Here is an 18850-nt window from a genome sequence, read left to right on the forward strand (position 1 = left end):
CAGCCAGGTCTTTTCAAGCCTTACGAATAAAGCGATCCCTTACAGCTCGATTTGTGTCACGCTTTTGACTTCGGCCAGTTCACCCATGGTATCCAGCAGCTCAGCAGTGAGCGGCTTGTCTACGGACAGCATCATGATCGCGTCTCCGCCGACGTCGCGACGACCGACCTGCATGGTAGCGATGTTGACGCTGTTTTCGCCGAGAATGGAACCGACTCGTCCGATTACACCCGGACGGTCATTGTGGTGAATGTAGAGCAGATAGCCTTCCGGAGCGACGTCGATCGCATAGTCGTCGATTTTCACGATCCGGGCGCCGTATCCGTTCAGGCGGGTACCTGCTACGGTACGCGTTTCCTGCGTCGTTTTCAGGGAAACCGTCAGCAAGTTCGTAAAGCCCTTGTTCTGAGCGGCTTTCTGTTCCGTTACTGTGATGTCGCGAACCTTGGCCAGAAGCGGCGCATTCACGAAATTCACTTCTTCACCCAGGCGGAAAGACAGCACTCCTTTCAGCACAGTGCGCGTCAGCGGCGACGTATCGACATCGGTCAGTTCGCCGCTGTATTTGATCTCCACTTCCGAAATGGAGCCGACAGTCACCTGTGCGAGGAAGTGCCCCAATTTTTCGCCGAGAGTGAAGTACGGCTGCACTTTTTCCATGACGTGCGCCGGGATCGAAGGCAAGTTCACTGCATTTTTGAACGGCTCTCCACGCAGCACCTTGAGAATCTCCTCGGATACATCTACGGCCACATTTTCTTGGGCTTCGATGGTGGAAGCACCCAAGTGAGGGGTCGTGACGACTTTCGGATGACCGACCAGCGGGTTGTCTACAGGCGGTTCTTCTTCGTAGACATCCAATGCGGCTCCGGCTACTTTTCCGGTCGTCAGCGCTTCGTACAACGCTTTTTCATCGATGATCCCGCCGCGAGCGCAGTTGATGAGGCGCACGCCATCCTTCATCTTCGCGAATTCGCGGGAGCTGATAATGTGGCGGGTTTCTTTCGTGAGCGGAGTGTGCACGGTGATGAAGTCGGCATTTCGGCAAATCTCGTCGACCGTTGCGTGGATGACGCCCATTTTTTGCGCGCGCTCCTCTGTCAGGAATGGATCGTAGCCCATGACGGTCATACCAAACGCTTTCGCGCGTTTTGCTACCTCGGAGCCGATCCGTCCCATTCCGATGACGCCGAGCACTTTGTTGTTCAGCTCGACACCTTGAAAGCTTTTGCGGTCCCAAGTGCCGTCCACCAGTTTCTTGTGAGCCTGCGGAATGTTGCGGGCGACTGCCATCAGCATCGCAAAGGAGTGCTCTGCAGTAGAAATCGTATTTCCGTCAGGGGCATTGATGACCGGAATACCGGCCTGGGTAGCGGCGTTCACATCGATGTTGTCGACACCCACACCGGCACGGCCTACGGCTTTCAGCTTTTTGCCTGCCGCGAACACTTCTGCTGTCACTTGCGTCTGGCTGCGGACGAGCAGGGCATCGTAGTCTCCGATAACAGCGAGCAGATCGCTAGGGGAGAGGTTGGTTTGACGAACGACTTCGACGTCGGGAGCGTCCAGCAGCTGTTGAATACCAAATTCGCTAAGTGGGTCCGTAATCAGTACTTTATACATGTGCGATGAGCACCTCCTGAGCAGCTTTTACGCCGGCGCCCAGTTCGACAGGGGCACCGATTTTGTGGAGCGACATTTCAAGGGCAGCGATGACTTGCAGGACGTCGAGCGGTTCGCAGTAGCCCATGTGGCCGATACGGAAAATCTTTCCTTTCAGATGCTGCTGTCCGCCTGCGATGGTGATGTTGTAATGCTTGGTCAGAGCCTTGCGCATCGCTTCGGCATCAAAAGCGCCTTGCGGGTCGCAGGAAGTGACGGTCGTCGCTGCGTAGGCGTCTTCGGCCATCAGCTTGATTCCCAGTGCCCGCATCGCCGCGCGGGTCATATCGCGCATGAGCTCGTGGCGTTTGACGATGGCAGGCAAGCTCTCCTCTTCCATCATGTCGAGCACTTCCGCGAGGCCGAAGATCAAGGATACAGCAGGCGTATACGGTGTGGTTTGATCAGCCAGGCTCTTACGGTACGCTTTCAGATCCAGGTAAAACGCGAGCGACTTGTTCTTTTCGATGACGGACCAGGCGCGTTCGCTGGCTGCCAGGAAGGCGAGGCCGGTAGGGAGCATAAACGCTTTCTGAGAGCCTGTCACCACGATGTCGACACCCCAGGCGTCCATTTCGCAAGGGACAGCGCCCAGGCAGCTCACTGCGTCTACGATGAACAGAGCGTCCGTCTTTTTGCGGATGACCTGTGCCAGCTCGGCGATCGGGTTTTGCACCCCGGTAGAAGTTTCACAGTAGGTAGCAAAGACGGCCTTCACTTGCGGCTTTTCATTCAGGAACGAGTCCAGAAGCTCCGGAGTGACTGCCGTGCCCCAAGGAACCTCAAGGCGGTGAGCAACAATGCCGTAGCGCTCGCAAATTTTGGCGAAGCGTTCGCCGAAGTTGCCGCTGACCAGAATTGCCGCTTCATCTCCTGGCTGGAGGGTGTTGACTACACCCATTTCCAATGCGCTTGTTCCGCTTCCCGCGATGATGTAGACATCTTGCTTGGTTCCGAAATACGGCTTGAGGCGCTCAGCTGTACGTGCGAACAGAGCGGAGAACTTGCCGCTGCGATGACCGATCATCGGCTGGTTCATGGCGCTTTGCACGCGCGGCGGGATCGGGGTAGGACCCGGGATTCTCAAAATCAATTTGTCAGTAAACATGCTCTCTCTCCTCCTTGAATACAAGCAAAATAAAAAACCTCCCGTTCTCACACTGCTCCTATCACAGAACAGTGAGGGACGAGAGGCTTTGCTTCGCGGTGCCACCCTCATTTACCCTTCTTTTCTCAAAGAAGAGCCTTAGCAGGTACATGACCTAAAGAGATAACGGATCTACCGTTCGCGTCTACAGGAGGTGGGCCTCGTTCGACGCAACAGCTCGAAAGTGCTTATCTGTGATTGGAACCGCCGATTCGCAGCAACCATCGGCTCTCTGAGGGTTTCCAGGGCACAGCGTTTCTTCGTCATCGCTGTTTTGCATTATGTGTTCGTAAGATTTGTACTTACGATAACACGGCAAAAAGGGGAGCGTCAAGCACAAAAAACAGAAAAAAAGAACGTTATCTATGAAAAAGTATTTTTTGTTCGTAAATAAAGGTCAATTGAAGTCTTGAACAGTCTGAAAAACAACCAAAAACCGAACGTTAGGATATTAGTCTCACGAAAAATGGAAAAAAGCCGTTTTAATGTTCGGTTTTTCTGTGATTTTATTGTATCGAATCCAAGGCGAAGTGGAAATGAAAATTTGCTGATCAACCGTTCATCGGCGATTGCGAAGAAACTGAAAAACCTCTCGCGCCCAAATGGCGGAGAGGTTTTCTTCCCATGAAGTCGGAATCACTATTCCACTTTGATCGAGTCAGTTGGGCATCCTTCAGCAGCGTCGCGAACGTCGTCTTGAAGAATGTCTGGGATTTCAACACTGTTGGAGTTGTCATCCAATTTGTTGAAAGCCAAGCCCTCATCGTCGTAGTCAAAGACGTCAGGAGCGGTCGCTCCACAAGCGCCGCAGGCAATACAAGTATCTTTATCTACCCATGTTGTCATCGTGGTTTCACCTCCCATTACGAAGTGGTACGTCCACTATCATAGACCATTGTATGCTCTTGCTGACAAGATTTCAAGATTGAATCAGTCTAAAAATGTACTTACCTGTAAATCGGAATTTCCGGAGTATGCAGCCCGGAGTAGAGTTTGCTGCTCATTTGCTTGAAATCCCCTGCATGCACGGCATCTGTCGCTTCCAAAAGCAGAAGCGCACTCTTTACATCGTGGACTCCCAGCGACTGGGCCTCATTGGAGGCAAGCAGCTTGTCGATCCGCGCCGTCAGGTCTTCCGGACTGTAATTTCTCCATTGTTTCTGTCCAGACATCGCGATAGCGGCGAGGTACGTCCGGTAATGGAAAGGATACTGCTTCCATTCATTTGTGCTGACGGTTGCGGTTGGAACCGTTTTTGGCATCGGCTGTTTTCGTACATAGGCGGATTCCCATACCGCAACAGACTGGTACAGCAGCTCCTGGGCCGAAAGCCAGCTGTTTTGGAACAGCGTCAGGCGTGAAGCGATGTCAGCTGGGCTCTGGGCATTACTATTCTGATCGGATCGCAGTTGCTCCATACTATCCAAATAAGCCCGGAGGCTGTTTGTAAAAGTGGTGTGGGATTGTGCCAGCAGCGGAGAAGTGGGCAGCGGCACGTTCTTTTCCAAAGTGCTCAAAGTCCGCTCTGCCATCTTGGTCAATCGCTTCAACGAATCGGCTCTTTGCGTTTGATCCAGCGAAGCCCACTTGCCCATCTCCTCGAAATGAGCCTGGCGAAAATCGAGCAGGGGAGCGTAAACTGCGTAATAAAACCGGACGAAGTCCTGTTCGTTATAGAGCTTTTGCTCTTTCAGCATCTTTTCTTTTTGGGCTTCTTTCTGTTCCGTTTCCTGCTTGGCGGCTTGCTCGGCTGCGATTCGCGTCTTCATGTAATGGGCGCCGAAAAAAAATCCACCAACCGTGCAAGCAAGTGTTATGATGATCATGTACGCCATCATAAATTCTGACTTTTTCAATCGTTTTGTCATAAAACTCCTCCGTCTGATGATGCAGCGAATAATAAAAGTAAAGAAAGATCAAATAAAGGAGTACCAATGAATAACCGGAGCATTGCGGCACAGGAAATTCTTAGCGCTGTCGCCTTAAACGCCATGATTCCGCTTGCCAACGAGCGAACGCTTCAGGCAGCCTACTACATATTGCGGGGCCGAAAAGCCAATCAGACTCTGCAAGACGTGCACTTGTACCACCTTTATCCGTATTATCGGATGTTTCCCCGTTTTTCAAAAGAGGATTGGGAGAAAATTGTTTCAACTTTGTTGCAAGACGGGCTGATCGAGCCGCTGACTGTGAAGGGAGCGAGCGCCAAACCGTCTTTTGCCGTGACCGCGAAGGGCATTAGTCAGGCCCGTGAATGGCGGGAGAGCTATCAGCTCGATCAATGGTTCGGTCCGTTTACCGACGCGGGCATTGCCCAACGGATCGAGCTGTTTTGGCATCGACTGCATCTGCTCGTGCAGACGGTTTCCCATCTTCTGGCGGAAGACCTCGGATTCTTGCCTGTCGTATCCGACAAAAAAATACAGCAGTGGGTCAAGGAGCAAGTCGCTACGCAAAAAGCCAGAGCCCTGTGGCAACGGCAACTGTGCGAGGAGCTGCATCGACTGTGGTCTTCATTGCCGGAGCGCGTGCAGATGTTGCTCGTCGGACAATTGTCCGGGGCAAGCCAAGTGGGAAAAACGCTGGGACAGCTGGCCCAAAAGCTTGAAGAACCCGCTGCCTATCTGCACCTGCTGTTTCGCTATGGACTGGCGGCGTCGCTCCAGCGATTGCAGATGGAGCCAGGACAGTTTGACTTGCTTTCGCGCTTGGCCGTCCAGGACGATAAGCTGGACGCCCGCCTGACGGAAAGCGCCGCCCGCACGTATTCCCTGATCCGTCGAGGATGGGGAATCGAACAAATTGCCACAGCCCGAAAAATCAAGATCAGCACCGTAGAAGACCATCTGGCGGAAATCGCCCTGCGCTGCCCGGAGTGGGATTGCTCGGCTTACTTGGATCCCGGCCTGGGAGCCCTGATTGTGCAGATCAGCGAACAACTGCAAACGAGCAGGCTTCGGCTGATCAAAGACCAAGCGGGCGCTTCCGTCTCTTACTTGCAAATTCGCCTGGCACTGGCGCGCAGACAGGGGGAGGGCGGGGAATGAACGGAATGCTTCTGCAAAAACTGAAAGACCATTTCGGGCATGATTCCTTTCGGCCGGGTCAGGAAGAAGTCATCCGTCGTGTGCTGAACGGCCGCAATGTCCTTGCCCTGCTGGCGACGGGAGGAGGAAAGTCGGTTACGTACCAGCTCCCCGCTCTGCTTCTGCCGGGTATCACTGTGGTAGTTTCCCCGTTGATTTCGCTGATGATCGATCAGGTGCAGCAGCTGAGAGCGAAGAGGAAAATCGCAGCGGCGTACATCAACAGTACACAGGACCAGGGAGAAGCGCGGGAGATCATGCAAGGTCTGGCGAGCAGAAAGTACAAGCTGCTGTACATCTCGCCGGAAAAGCTGCAGCAGCCTTACATTCAGTCGGCATTGCGGCGGGTGGGAGTATCTCTTGTTGCAGTCGACGAGGCTCACTGCATTTCTCAGTGGGGCCATGATTTTCGGACAGACTACCTGAGGCTGCCTGACGCGATTCGCCAGCTGGGAAACCCGCCGGTTATAGCGGTTACCGCTACTGCCACTTCCGATGTTCGCGACGAAATTCGCGAGCTGCTGCATATCGAATTGGACGATGTCATTGTTCAACCGGTCAACCGGGCGAATATTGCCCTCGATCTACTTTCGGTACAAGACGAAGTAGAGCGCCGCGAGCAGGTCATCGGGCTGATCGACGAACTGAAAGGTCCCGGTATTGTTTACTGCAGTACGCGAAGCGCGGTCGAAGCACTCGTCGCTACCTATCAGCTGTCGGGCAAAAAAAGGGTGCACGGCTATCACGGCGGGATGGACAGCATGGAGCGGATGTTGATCCAGACGCAATATTTGTCCGGGGAGCTCGATGTCATCATCGCTACGAACGCCTTTGGCATGGGCATCGACAAGCCTGACATTCGCTATGTCATCCACTATCAGATGCCGGCCAGCCTGGAGGCATACGCGCAAGAAATAGGCCGCGTGGGGCGTGACGGAGAGCCAGGGTACGCCGTCTTGTTTTACGTAGAGGACGATTGGCTGATTCATCAGCACATGGTCGAAAAGGAATACCCGACACAGGCCCAGGTCGCCAGGTTCTGTCAATGGTTTGCTGCCGGCCATCCTGTGAACGCAGAAGCCTGCGCTGCTCTTGAAATGTCGGAAGAAATGGTCCAGATGCTGACGTTTTATGCCCAGGACGCGAGCGGGCGATCAGAAGTCGCGGCTGCGATCGACAGGACCATGGAAACTCCACGGCAAATTTGGCTGGAGATGGACAGGCGGAAGCGTTTGAAGATGCAAAAGCTGCATGCAATGCGCTTATATATAGAGGAATCGGCTGAATGCCTGCGCAAAAAATTGAATCGCTACTTCTCCGAGGAGGAGAGGCGCTTTTCCCTTCATTGCTGCTCCCGCTGCGGACTGGACAAGCAGGCTTATCGTGGTGATCGGAACACCGGGGCTGGAAACAAGGACGAGAACGTTTGGAATTTGCGGCAGGCGTTGGAGAACCTTTTGCCGAAAAAGGAATAGGGGGAAAATCACAGGGAGGGACAGTGGGCAAGAGATGGATGAAGCTAATTTGCGGTTAAATCTCTGGCTGACACAAGTAGTGGTTCTGGCAATCGCTGCGGTCGGCAGCTTTCTCGTCCATGGGATAGGCGGAACGGCAGGACTTTTTGATATGCCAAAGTGGACAGGCATGACACTGGCGATGGGCTTCGCGCTGTCGATTGTAGTGGCGAGCATCGCTATGGACCGCTTTCTGCCGCCACATTGGCAAGACGATGGCAATGTGAACGAGCTGGTATTTGGAAGCATGTCGCCGCTCATGACCGTACTGGTCTGCATTTCGGTCGGGGTGGGAGAAGAGTGGCTGTTTCGCGGCGTCGTCCAGCATTTTGCCGGGAATTTGGGGACGAGCGTCATATTTACGGTCATCCATATCCGATATTTGAAGAAGCCGCTGCTTTTTCTCAGTGTTTTTACCACCAGCATGCTGCTGGGACTTTTGTATGAATGGGAAGGCACTTTGTGGCCGTCGATCACCGCCCATATCGCGATTGATCTGTTGCTGGCCTTTTACTTGCAGTACACATTGAAAAAGGGGAAGGGGGAGAAAGAGTGAGCTTGGAACAAACCGGGCTGCCGCCTAGGCGCCATCGCAGGAATCGCCCAGCGGGGCCATTTTCGTTCAAAAGGATTATTCAATCGGGACTGGTTGTGTTTGGTGCGCTGTTTTTCGGCGTAATCGGAATCGAACTGTACCAGGCGAAGGTCAGTAAACCGCCGGCTGCAGAAGGCGGGCCCGTGGTAACGACAGAACCGGCAGGCACCGGGGATGATCAGGACAAACAGTCAGCAGCTGGTGCGGTCGAACCGAATGCTTCGTCAGCTCCGGTCACGGTGGCTTCGTCCGCCACTCAGGGGCAGCCAACACCAACTCTGCCTTCCCGGGATGGCCATTCATCCGCGCCGCCTGCTTCCACCCAAGAAATGGGGCAAACGGCAGGCACTGTTTCATCCTTCGGCCGAACTGAGGAAAAGGGCGCAAAGGCAAGCCAAGGAACTGGAGATAATCCGGGACCGGCGTCGAACAGTCCGAAGCCGGTGACAAGCAGCACCGCACAGAAGCCGAAAGCCGTCAAACATGTGGTACAAAAGGGCGAGACGCTCTACATGCTTTCGCGCAAATATTACGGCAACAACTCGAACGTGGCCCGCATCGCTTCCTACAACGGCCTGTCGGTGGAAGCGCAGCTGACAGCCGGAAAAGTGATCCTGGTCCCGCTTTCCCCGTAATGGTATTTTGCTTCCCGGGTTATGCTAGGGGGAAATGCGAAATGACGGGTGGCGATTGCCGGTGATATACGATACCATCATCGTTGGCGGAGGAATCGGCGGGTTGCAGACTGCCATTCAATTGGCGAGGAGCTTGCGCCGTGTCGCGGTCGTAGACATTCCGGGCGGGAGGTCTATGATCGCGAAAGGCTACCGCAACCTTTTGGGATTTCCAGAAGGAATCAGCGGAGAAAGCCTGCGCCAACTCGGCAGGGAGCAGGCGGCCAAGTACGGAGCCGTCTTTGTCGAAGAGGAAGTGATCTCTCTGCGAAGCGAAGGAGATCGAGGCTTTTTCATCTATACCAAAAGCGCGTCCTCTCCTTTGCATGCACGGACGCTGGTCATGGCGACCGGAATACGCGATCCTTTCCCTGACCTACCGGGAATCCATGAATGTCTGGGTGTGTCCGTCTTCTTGTGCCCGGATTGCGACGGTTATGAGACGGTCGGGCAGAAGGTGGCGGTAATCGGGGCATTGCCGCAAGCGATTGGCATGGCGGACGAGCTTGCCCACTATACGACAGACATCGTCGTGGTGAATCATGAGAAAAGTCCCGTGGAAGACGATTGGAGGCAAGAGCTGCAAGAAAAAGCGTTTCCGTTCGGGACATCAGTTGGAGGTCACGAGGGCATTCCTTGCCATTCCCGGGGCTAAGGTGCAAACTGGTCTCCTGCAGGGCTTTTCGGTTCGGCTCAATCCAAAGGGACACGTCTTGACGAACCCGCGAACGAAAGAAACCGACCATCCAAATGTTTGGGCTGTTGGGGATATTGGAGAGCATTCGCAACAAGTTGCTGTGGCGATGGGGGACGGTGCGCTGGCCGCTATCTGGATTCAAAAGCGGTTGCGCGAACTGGATGCAAAAAAACGCCGATGACCGGCGTTTTTTGTTTGCCGGGTGATCTTCGCGCCTGCCGCTGAGGAACCCGAACTAGCAAAGGTCAATACTATGGGAAGAAAAGGGCTGCAAATAGGAGGAACCTCGCGTGGTGGCCATCATGGGGAGAAGCTTGCTGGTAGGGGTCCTTGCCTGGATCTTGGGAAATGGGGCACTGCGTGCATTTCCATCAGGACACCACCAGCTTACCCACATCGGCGACTGGCTTTCGCTTCTTCTGTTTTCGCCGGTTGAACTATTGCTATCCGCTTTTTTGTTTGCGCTCGCTTCGTTTCTCTTGTTCGGCTTGCTGCATTTTCACGTACAGCAGTACATTTTCCTGCGAAATGCAGGCGGAGCGCTCGTTTGGATGCACCTGACGTTGTGCCTGTTCACGTTTTTTCTGCTCGTCATACAGTTCGCCAAAATGCCTGTCGCCACCACCTTCACTGCTGTGCTTGCCGTCATGTACGAAATGACGAGGGGAGACCTGCTTTTCCTGGGAAAGCGCAGGAATTGACAGGCGGTGCCAATCTTCTCCCATCGGATTCGACAGCGACCGCGAATGTGCGCGAACGACACGCCCGTCACCCCCGTGGCTATGTTCTGGATAACAAATGTGATATGATAGGACTACCTCGGATTTTCCCAAACGCTAAAAATGGTTGAATGAAGAGCGGGTATTCGTCGGAAAATGCGGAGAACTCTTACAGGCTTACCATCATATTTTGTAGTACGACTGGATGGCGAGGAGGGACAGTCATGCGTGTTGAACGCCTTGGTCAAGATAAAATACGAATCTTTTTAACGTTTGACGACCTGTCAGAGCGCGGGATAGAGAAAGAAGACATGTGGCGTGACATTCCTAAAGTACATGAACTGTTCAACGACATGATGGAGCAGGCGTATCATGAATTGGGTTTTGAAGTGTCAGGGCCTGTTGCCGTTGAAGTGTTCGCCTTGCCAGCTCAGGGGATGGTCGTAATCGTGACACGGGGCAAGACCGGCTCGAAGGAAGGAAAAGAAGAAGAGGAATTCGACGACGAAGACGTGTATGAGCTTGAGGTGACGTTGGAGGAAAGCGACCTCATCATCTACGCCTTCCGAGATTTTGAGCATATGGTCGAAGCCGCTCATCGCATAAACGCTCTTTTGACAAATGGTGGTTCCGCTTATTTCTACCAGGGCAAATATCATTTGGTGCTGGAAGAGGTGGAACTGGATCAGGAGCGCTACCACAAGCTGATTGCGATTCTCTCTGAGTACGGGGAAGCGACGCCGACAACCATTTACGTGCTGGAGGAATACGGAAAAGTTGTCGTGGCAGATGATGCAGTCAAGGAAATATGCAGGCATTTCACATGATCGCTTGAAAGCCTGGGAAGATAAAAACAGCACCTAGTCAACCGCTAGGTGCTTTTGCTGTTTTCAGGGGTCGTTTTTTGACTTTTTGGTCTCTTTTTGGTCTTGAAATTTTGGCAAAAGAAAGGGAAGTTTCCGATTTTTCGCGTTACTGCCAACGCTTTGCCCGCAGAGGCGCTGGTCAGAGTGTTGGGGGTTTGTGGAAAAGGTGTTGCCGGTCTGGAAGAAAAACGTTTGCGAATGCCCCGTCTGAAGCAAAAAATACGCATTCTCCGAAAAAAATTGTCCATGAATAAACTTCCATCATTTCACCATGTTACGGCGGAACGGTTTCACTCAACTGGTAATGAAACGGCCCCATTTGGGGAGCCTACACATATGGACGTTATCGCATTTTCGTGCTTGTACAGTCAATTCAGACTACTCATATCAACGTTTTTGGCTGCTGGAAATCCTTTGAATGAATATGCGCATGAAACGAAGAAAACGCTTCCGAATTGGAAAAAAGGTTTTTTTTACGCTTCTCATCCGAAAGACAAACATGTATACTAAAGGCTGCGTTTACCGATAACATTTTTGAGGTGGTAAGTAATGGGTAATCAAGACGTGGTAACCGAAAGCACCCAAGGGAATGAAAAGCAAGAAAGCATGAACTTGCTGAAATCTACTCAAGTGGTGATCAAGGAAGCACTGGAGAAACTAGGTTACCAAGAATCGATGTATGAACTCTTGAAGGAGCCGCTGCGCGTTCTGACCGTACGCATTCCCGTTCGCATGGATAACGGCGAAGTGAAAGTGTTTACGGGCTATCGTGCACAGCACAACGATGCTGTAGGTCCGACCAAGGGGGGCATTCGTTTCCACCCGGAAGTTACTGAGGATGAAGTTAAAGCACTTTCTATCTGGATGAGCCTCAAAGCAGGTATCGTCGATCTGCCATACGGTGGCGGTAAAGGCGGTATCATTTGCGACCCGCGTGAAATGTCTTTCCGTGAACTGGAGAGACTGAGCCGCGGTTACGTTCGCGCAATCAGCCAGCTTGTGGGACCGACGAAAGACATTCCGGCTCCGGACGTCTTTACGAACTCGCAAATCATGGCATGGATGATGGACGAATATAGCCGTATCCGTGAATTTGACTCCCCTGGTTTCATTACGGGCAAACCGATCGCACTGGGTGGTTCCCATGGCCGTGAAACAGCTACGGCGAAAGGTGTAACCATCTGCATCCGCGAAGCTGCCAAACGCCGCAACATCGACGTGAAGGGCGCTCGCGTAGTAATCCAAGGCTTTGGTAACGCAGGTAGCTACCTGGCGAAATTCATGCACGATGCAGGTGCGAAAGTAGTGGGAATTTCCGACGCATACGGCGCTCTGCACGATCCGAACGGTCTGGACATCGACTATCTGCTCGATCGCCGCGACTCTTTCGGAACCGTGACCAAGCTGTTCAACAACACGATCACAAACAAAGAACTGCTCGAACTGGAATGCGATATCTTGGTGCCGGCAGCCATTGAAAACCAAATCACTGCTGCAAACGCTCACAATATCAAGGCGCAGATCGTGGTGGAAGCAGCAAACGGTCCGACCACTCTCGAAGCGACCAAAATCTTGACAGAACGCGGTATCCTGCTCGTTCCGGACGTACTGGCAAGTGCAGGCGGCGTGACTGTGTCCTACTTCGAGTGGGTGCAAAACAACCAAGGCTACTACTGGACAGAAGAAGAAGTGGAAGAAAAACTGGAACAAGTGATGGTTCGTTCTTTCGAGAACGTATACTCCCTGTCCCAAACACGCCGCGTAGACATGCGCCTTTCCGCATACATGGTGGGGGCACGCAAAATGGCAGAAGCATCCCGCTTCCGTGGCTGGGTATAATCGAAGTTCCGTTCTGTACTCCGCATCCCATAACCAAAACCCCTCTTTGGCCAAAACCAAGGAGGGGTTTTTTTATCATCCGCCGTTTACTGATCAAACAGCTTCTGCAATTGTTGAAAATCGCGGGTGTGCTGGAGGGTTACCATCAGTTTCAGCCGTGCTTTTTGTCCATTCAGGCCGTTGGAGAAGATGACGCCGAGCTCCTTCAACTGGCGTCCGCCGCCTTCGTAATCATAGACGTCCTGCACCTGTCCGTTGTAGCAGCGGGAGACGAGCACGATCGGAATGCCTTTCGCCAACACCTGTTTCAATGTAGGGAGGATGGCAGGGGGGAGGTTGCCAAGGCCGAATGCTTCAATGACCAGACCGTCGATCGGCTGCTCCAGCAAAAATTGCAGCCAGGAGGGATCCATCCCCGCTACCGCCTTGATCAGCGGCACGTTGGCATCCGCATGAGTGATGGCGTAATGCTCGCGTGTGAGGGGAGCGTGGTGATAGTGCACATGTTTCTTGGCGATGGTGCCGATTGGACCGTATTGAGGCGATTGGAAGGTCGCCACGTTGCTCGTGTGGGTCTTGGTTACGTGGCAAGCCGCATGAATTTCATCGTTGAAAACCACCAGCACGCCTTTGTTCACACTGTCAGGATCGGCGGCGGTCCGAACGGACGATATCAGATTGACAGGGCCGTCTGCTCCGAGCTCGTTGCTGCTTCGCATGGCTCCGGTTACGACGACGGGGATCGTCAGGGCCAAAGTCAGATCGAGGAAGTACGCGGTTTCCTCCAATGTATCCGTGCCGTGGGTGATCACGAGTCCGTCGTACGGCTGGGCGGCGAGCTCCTGTTCGATGTGCAGCCGCAGTTGGTTCATAATGGCAGGAGTCATATGCGGGCTTGGCAAATTCAGGACATTTTTCATCGTGATGTCGGCATAGCGTTCGAGGAATGGCACAATTTTGTTGACCGCTTGATCGTCCAGCGGTTTTACGCCTTCTGTGTCGTCGACAGACATGGCGATGGTGCCGCCTGTATTGAGTACCAGTATTTTTTTCAACATGATCTCTCTCCTGTAACGGGTTTTCAGCAACCAGTATTCATGGTACGATGAATATCAGCCTTGTGTAAAGGAGCAATACGCAGATGATTGCTATGATCGGAGCGGCAGTCGCCCCCGGTATTGCCATCTTGAGCTATTTTTACCTGCGTGATAGCCTGGAACCGGAGCCGATTTCGATGGTGATCCGGTCATTTATCTTTGGGGTGCTGCTGGTGATCCCTGTCATGGTGATCCAGTACATCATGCAGAATGAGTGGAACTGGCGGGACGGCATTGTCGCGGAAGTGTTCCAATCCGCAGTAGTAGAGGAATTTTTCAAATGGATGGTCATTTTTTTTACAGCGTACAAACATGTAGAATTCGATGAGCCGTATGACGGGATCGTATACGCCGTGGCAGTTTCGCTCGGCTTCGCTACGTTGGAAAACCTGTTTTACTTGATTATCAATGGAATGGATATCGCCTTATGGCGGGCTCTGTTGCCGGTGTCCAGCCATGCCTTGTTCGCAGTGTGGATGGGATATTATCTGGGATTGGCGAAGTTCTCCAAGTCCGCTGTCAAAGAGCGGGTGTTTCTCTGGGTCTCAGTAGCTTTGCCAATCGGATTGCATGCGTTGTACAACGCCATCTTTTTGTCTGTCCAAAACTGGCTGGTGGTAATCGTACCGTTCATGCTCATCCTCTGGTGGCAAGGGCTGAAAAAGGTGCAGCGCGCCCACGATTTCGGTTCTAAAAAGCTCTCTTCGCGTCCACAATAGACGAGAGGAGGAGACGAAACGTGCTGAAAAACCAACGTGCAAAAGTTACCATTCGCTGCAATGTCTGTGGAGAAAAATTCACCCTGAGGGGCCGCCGCGAGCCGGGTGGACAGGTAGAAACAGGCTTCAAGCAATGCCTGTGCGACAATGACAAGCATTTCAGTGTAGACGAGACTTGACAGAGAGGCCGATGCGTTTTTGCGCGTCGGTCTTTTTTGTATGGCAAGCGGAGCTCTCCCCAGAATCTGTGTATAATCCATACTTCCTCCACTAACACTATGCAGAGACTTCACGAAAAGCCAAAGGGGATGTAGCTTCAGGGCTACACGATTCCGCTTTTCTGGATTAGTTTTTGACTGCTGAAAGGAGGAGTATAACATATGGTTTACGGAGCTACTGCACGCATCTTGTTTCCCGTAGCCCTGGTCGCGCTGGTAGGGGCGGGTGTGTGGGGGTATCAGGAGCACAATGAGAAAAACTCGGTGCTGATCAAGGCGGAAAACTCATATCAACGGGCTTTTCATGATCTGACATACCACGTGGACAAACTTCATGACGAATTGGGGAAGGCGCTGGTCGTCAATTCGCGCCGCCAGATGACTCCTACATTGACGAGCGTATGGCGCCTCGCCTATGCGGCCCAGTCTGACGTGGGGCAATTGCCGCTCACGTTGATGCCGTTCAGCAAGACGGAAGAAATGCTTTCCCGGGTCGCAGATTTCTCCTACCGGGTAGCTGTGAGAGATCTGGACAAGCAACCGCTGACCGAAAAAGAATACGGCACGCTGAAAAGCTTGCATAAGCATTCCGCCGATATTCAAAATGAGCTGCGCAAGGTGCAGTCCAATGTCATCAATAATCAGCTGCGCTGGATGGATGTGGAGACGGCACTTGCTTCCGACGACAAAAAATCGGACAACACGATTGTCGACGGATTCCAAACCATCGAGAAAAAGGTGCAGGAGTATCCGGACCTGGATTGGGGAGTCGGCATCCAAAGCCTGGATAAAAAGAAACAGCAGCGGATCAAAGGGCTCGATGGCAAAACGATCACCAAGGAGGATGCTCAGCGCATCGCGACGGAGTTTTTGAGAGACAAGGCGAAGGGTGCCCGAATAGAAGTGGATGAGAACGGGCAGGGCCAGCAATACAATGCGTTTAGCGTTCGAGTGAGCTCTCCCGACCAAAAGCATACGACCCACCTGGACGTGACGAAACGCGGCGGGAAAGTGGTCTGGATGATGAACGAACGTGCGGTAGGCAAAGAAACCATCGACATGAAGCAGGGAGAAGAGCTCGGACGCAAGTTTTTGGAGCACCGCGGCTTCAAGGATATGGCCGTGACAGAGACGGACAGCTACGGAAACAGCGCCGTGTACACGTTTGTCCCGATGAAGGATGGGGTACGCATTTACCCGGACTCCATGACGGTTCAAGTCGCTCTCGACAATGGGGAAGTCACCGGGTTCAATGCGACCGAGTACTTGTTCAACAACAAGCAGCGCACGTTGCCCAAGCCGCGTATCACCAAGGAGGAGGCGCGGAAAAAAGTCAATCCGAGCGTGAAGGTGACGAGTGAACGTCTGGCTCTGATCGAAGGCAAGAACGACGGAAACGAAGTGCTCGTCTGGGAAATGGCTTGCGACTTCGACAACAGCCCCTACATGATCTACATTAATGCGGAGAACGGGGAAGAGGAAGAAGTCGTGAAAATGGATACCGGAAAAGGTGATCGTGCGGAGAGGTAAAATCATGTGCGGCAATAGTGGGGGAAGCCTTGATTTTAGTGGCTTTCCCCATTTGCCGTAACGCAGCGCATGGGTATATAATGGAAACGTGAGAGGGGAAAAAGGAGGAACGTTTCCACATGTTGCTACCAAGAATTGGACAATCAATACGACTCAGTTTTACGGGTTCCTCTGAAGAGACGCGGGAGCATACTTACAAGAGCAGAATCGTGGACATTCAAGACGAGATTGCGTTAATCGAATTGCCGACCAATGAAGATACGGGTCGCACAGGCTTGTTCGGGGCGGGGGAAGCCTGCGAAGTCTGGTATCTGGGGGAGGATGGCTCCCGGTTCGATTTCCGTTCCACGATCGTGGGCAGGAGAAGCGAGCACATCCCGGTGTTGTTTTTGCAATTGCCCGCAAAGGATGCCATTCACCGTACGCAGCGTCGCAACTATTTGCGGATTGACTCTTCCCTGGACGTTGCCATCAAGCTGGACGACCCCATCAGGCGCTATCATTTTCTCGCCAGAACGGTCGATATCAGCGGCGGGGGCTTGTCTTTTACCTGTGAAGAATCATACCGGCTGCAAACGGGCGACAAGGTCCAGGTGTGGATATCCATGCCGAACAAATCGGGAGCTGTGCAGCATGCAAGCGCAGTCATGGAGGTCGTACGCCAGAAGCCGGCCGAGAAAAAAGGCTTGCATCAGTGGATTTCGGGCAAGTTTGTGCAAATCAGCGAACAGGATCGGGCAAAAGTGGTCCGCGCATGCTATGAAAGACAGTTGGAGCTACGCAAAAAGGGAGTTGTTGAGTAACATCCGATCCAAAAGGACGTGAAGCAGGTGACGAGTCAGTACAACGAGTGCTTTCGACGTTTCGCAGGCAGGATGGAAAAAGGCATCATGATCGGAATTGTTGTTTGTGCGATGGCTCTCACCGTCGGAGAAATGCTGATCCAGTACGCGCCGACGCGGCTGTTTCTGGTCGAGACGGAGCGGCTGGAAGGAGTTTCTAGACTCCCATGAGGGTTTGCGCAAGCTTCCATACTATGGTACTATTATAGATAACATAGAAACAGGCAGATGTATGGTAGAGGCTTCGACAGAAGCTTTTCTTGTTTCTATTCCCTTTCCGAATTTACAGTACATAGCAGGTGAGACGTAGATGAACATTGCCATTGATGGACCAGCGGGAGCAGGAAAAAGTACTGTTGCAGGGAAAGTTGCAAGTCGCCTGGAATACGTTTACATCGATACAGGTTCGATGTATCGGGCGTTGGCATGGGCTGTCCACAACCAAGGACTTCCTATCGCCGACGAGCGTACCGTGTCCGAACTGCTGCAGCACAACCAGATTCGACTGGTTCGCGAAGGCGGACAGCAGCATGTGTACTGGAATGACACCGATGTGACCGCGTGGATCCGGACGCCGGAAGTGAGCCAATACGCTTCCATCGTGGCCAGCTACGGTTCCGTTCGTGAACAGATGCTGGTGTTGCAAAGAAACTTGGCAAAGCAGGGCAACGTCGTGATGGACGGAAGAGATATCGGGACTCACGTGCTGCCCGACGCTGAGGTGAAGATCTTTCTGACTGCTTCCATTCGGGAGCGGGCCGAGAGAAGATGGAAAGAACTCCTCGCAAAAGGAAGTCAGGCACAGCTCGCCGATCTGGAGAAGGAAATCGCAGAGCGCGACTACCGCGACATGAACAGGGAAGCAGCTCCCCTTCGTCAGGCGGAAGATGCCGTGCTGGTGGATACCACCGGGATGAGCATCGATGAGGTCGTGGAAAAAATCCTGCAAATTTGCGAGCGAATGGGAGAGTCCGCCCAGTGAGTTACTATCGTACATTTCGAGGCTTTTTTCGGATTATTTTTTCGCTTGTCTTTCGATGGCAAGTAATCGGGCGTGAACATATACCTAAGGAAGGCCCTGTCATTCTTTGCGCCAATCACATTTCGCTGTGGGATCCGCCGCTGCTCGGTTCAGGAATCGAGCGCATGGTGAATTTCATGGCGAAGGAAGAGCTGTTCCGCATCCCCGTTCTCTCTTTCCTGATCACCAAGTTCGGAGCATTTCCGGTCAAGAGAGGGGCAGGCGACCGTGCAGCGATCCGGGCGACGCTGAAACTGCTGGAAGATGGGAAAATCTTGGGAATATTTCCGGAAGGCACACGCAGCAAGACAGGTGAACTTGGTGAAGGTATGCATGGTGTCGCCCTATTCGCCCTCAAATCGCAGGCACAGGTCATTCCGGTCGCAATCGTCGGGCCATACCGTTGGTTCCGCCCCATCAAAATCGTATACGGCGAGCCGATCGACCTGACAGCGTTGCGTGAGGTCAAGTCGAACGCAGATACGTTAAAAGAGACAAGCGATCTGATTATGCGGCACATCCGAGAATTGCTTGATCAGCATCGTTCCTAAGCAGACGGTATAGAATTACTAAAGGGTAGAATACTAATTCTGCTGGAACATACTGGCTTCGTCAGTAGGAACT

Annotated in this window: 22 protein-coding genes and 1 other annotated feature; of the genes, 17 read left to right on the forward strand and 5 right to left on the reverse strand. The window is 52.9% G+C overall.

Annotated features, from left to right (window positions below):
* Positions 1–39: 39 nt before the first annotated feature.
* The 4 genes from serA to RGB73_RS13175 all read right to left on the reverse strand — a co-directional run bounded on the left by serA (position 40) and on the right by RGB73_RS13175 (position 4677).
* Entirely contained in the window at positions 40–1623 is a 1584-nt protein-coding gene (serA, locus tag RGB73_RS13160; RefSeq protein WP_310772671.1) for a phosphoglycerate dehydrogenase, read from the reverse strand.
* Entirely contained in the window at positions 1616–2770 is a 1155-nt protein-coding gene (locus RGB73_RS13165) for a pyridoxal-phosphate-dependent aminotransferase family protein (RefSeq protein WP_310772673.1), read from the reverse strand. Before RGB73_RS13165 ends, serA begins: the two co-directional genes overlap by 8 nt.
* A 71-nt stretch (positions 2771–2841) precedes the next feature.
* Positions 2842–3085 (reverse strand) — a binding site (T-box leader).
* Positions 3086–3448: 363 nt separating this feature from the next.
* Positions 3449–3655, reverse strand: a complete 207-nt coding sequence (locus RGB73_RS13170) for a ferredoxin (RefSeq protein WP_005836244.1) — start codon at positions 3653–3655, stop codon at positions 3449–3451.
* A gap of 101 nt (positions 3656–3756) precedes the next feature.
* Positions 3757–4677, reverse strand: coding sequence for a hypothetical protein (locus RGB73_RS13175; RefSeq protein ID WP_310772676.1), 921 nt, complete (start codon positions 4675–4677; stop codon positions 3757–3759).
* Between the two features lie 66 nt (positions 4678–4743).
* Between RGB73_RS13175 and RGB73_RS13180 the strand changes: the two genes are divergently transcribed.
* From RGB73_RS13180 to RGB73_RS13220, 10 genes are all read left to right on the forward strand, one after another.
* On the forward strand, positions 4744–5856 hold the full coding sequence (locus RGB73_RS13180) for a YpbB family protein (protein WP_310772678.1): 1113 nt from the start codon (positions 4744–4746) through the stop codon (positions 5854–5856).
* Complete coding sequence (locus RGB73_RS13185) at positions 5853–7370, forward strand: RecQ family ATP-dependent DNA helicase (RefSeq protein ID WP_310772679.1); 1518 nt, start codon at positions 5853–5855, stop codon at positions 7368–7370. The genes RGB73_RS13180 and RGB73_RS13185 overlap by 4 nt, the downstream gene beginning before the upstream one ends.
* A gap of 34 nt (positions 7371–7404) precedes the next feature.
* Positions 7405–7965 (forward strand): CPBP family intramembrane glutamic endopeptidase, encoded by a 561-nt coding sequence (locus tag RGB73_RS13190; protein WP_310772681.1) that lies wholly within the window; start codon positions 7405–7407, stop codon positions 7963–7965.
* The gene (locus RGB73_RS13195) at positions 7962–8639 is read left to right on the forward strand and encodes a LysM peptidoglycan-binding domain-containing protein (RefSeq protein ID WP_310772683.1); all 678 of its coding nucleotides are present in this window, start codon (positions 7962–7964) and stop codon (positions 8637–8639) included. Before RGB73_RS13190 ends, RGB73_RS13195 begins: the two co-directional genes overlap by 4 nt.
* A gap of 61 nt (positions 8640–8700) precedes the next feature.
* Positions 8701–9333 carry an NAD(P)/FAD-dependent oxidoreductase gene (locus RGB73_RS13200; protein ID WP_310772685.1) on the forward strand — a complete coding sequence of 211 codons (633 nt, stop codon included), beginning with the start codon at positions 8701–8703 and terminating at the stop codon, positions 9331–9333.
* Positions 9221–9556, forward strand: coding sequence for an FAD-dependent oxidoreductase (locus tag RGB73_RS30610; protein ID WP_396136189.1), 336 nt, complete (start codon positions 9221–9223; stop codon positions 9554–9556). Before RGB73_RS13200 ends, RGB73_RS30610 begins: the two co-directional genes overlap by 113 nt.
* Positions 9557–9665: 109 nt before the next feature.
* The gene (locus tag RGB73_RS13205) at positions 9666–10076 is read left to right on the forward strand and encodes a hypothetical protein (RefSeq protein WP_310772687.1); all 411 of its coding nucleotides are present in this window, start codon (positions 9666–9668) and stop codon (positions 10074–10076) included.
* 242 nt (positions 10077–10318) lie between these two features.
* Positions 10319–10921 carry a genetic competence negative regulator gene (locus RGB73_RS13210; protein WP_310772689.1) on the forward strand — a complete coding sequence of 201 codons (603 nt, stop codon included), beginning with the start codon at positions 10319–10321 and terminating at the stop codon, positions 10919–10921.
* 102 nt (positions 10922–11023) lie between these two features.
* A complete protein-coding gene (locus tag RGB73_RS13215; protein ID WP_310772691.1) occupies positions 11024–11470 on the forward strand; it encodes a hypothetical protein in 447 nt (148 codons plus the stop codon).
* A gap of 96 nt (positions 11471–11566) precedes the next feature.
* Positions 11567–12799 (forward strand): Glu/Leu/Phe/Val family dehydrogenase, encoded by a 1233-nt coding sequence (locus RGB73_RS13220; RefSeq protein ID WP_396136214.1) that lies wholly within the window; start codon positions 11567–11569, stop codon positions 12797–12799.
* Positions 12800–12885: 86 nt separating this feature from the next.
* Here the strand turns inward: RGB73_RS13220 and RGB73_RS13225 are convergent, their stop codons facing one another.
* The gene (locus tag RGB73_RS13225; protein WP_310772694.1) at positions 12886–13857 is read right to left on the reverse strand and encodes an asparaginase; all 972 of its coding nucleotides are present in this window, start codon (positions 13855–13857) and stop codon (positions 12886–12888) included.
* Positions 13858–13940: 83 nt separating this feature from the next.
* On the opposite strand from RGB73_RS13225, the gene prsW reads away from it, so the two are divergent.
* The 7 genes from prsW (at position 13941) to RGB73_RS13260 (ending at position 18777) form a co-directional block, all read left to right on the forward strand.
* Complete coding sequence (prsW, locus tag RGB73_RS13230) at positions 13941–14615, forward strand: glutamic-type intramembrane protease PrsW (RefSeq protein WP_310772696.1); 675 nt, start codon at positions 13941–13943, stop codon at positions 14613–14615.
* A 20-nt stretch (positions 14616–14635) separates the two neighbouring features.
* Positions 14636–14794 (forward strand): hypothetical protein, encoded by a 159-nt coding sequence (locus tag RGB73_RS13235; protein ID WP_310772698.1) that lies wholly within the window; start codon positions 14636–14638, stop codon positions 14792–14794.
* 201 nt (positions 14795–14995) lie between these two features.
* Positions 14996–16363, forward strand: coding sequence for a germination protein YpeB (gene ypeB, locus RGB73_RS13240; protein WP_310772700.1), 1368 nt, complete (start codon positions 14996–14998; stop codon positions 16361–16363).
* 119 nt (positions 16364–16482) lie between these two features.
* Positions 16483–17166 carry a flagellar brake protein gene (locus RGB73_RS13245; protein ID WP_310772702.1) on the forward strand — a complete coding sequence of 228 codons (684 nt, stop codon included), beginning with the start codon at positions 16483–16485 and terminating at the stop codon, positions 17164–17166.
* A gap of 27 nt (positions 17167–17193) precedes the next feature.
* Positions 17194–17376, forward strand: coding sequence for a hypothetical protein (locus tag RGB73_RS13250; protein ID WP_310772704.1), 183 nt, complete (start codon positions 17194–17196; stop codon positions 17374–17376).
* 139 nt (positions 17377–17515) lie between these two features.
* A complete protein-coding gene (gene cmk, locus RGB73_RS13255; protein WP_310772706.1) occupies positions 17516–18187 on the forward strand; it encodes a (d)CMP kinase in 672 nt (223 codons plus the stop codon).
* Positions 18184–18777, forward strand: coding sequence for a lysophospholipid acyltransferase family protein (locus tag RGB73_RS13260; RefSeq protein WP_310772708.1), 594 nt, complete (start codon positions 18184–18186; stop codon positions 18775–18777). The genes cmk and RGB73_RS13260 overlap by 4 nt, the downstream gene beginning before the upstream one ends.
* The last annotated feature ends 73 nt before the right edge of the window (positions 18778–18850 follow it).

Origin of the sequence: Brevibacillus brevis (genome assembly GCF_031583145.1) — a bacterium.
GTDB classification, from domain to species: Bacteria; Bacillota; Bacilli; order Brevibacillales; family Brevibacillaceae; genus Brevibacillus; species Brevibacillus brevis_E.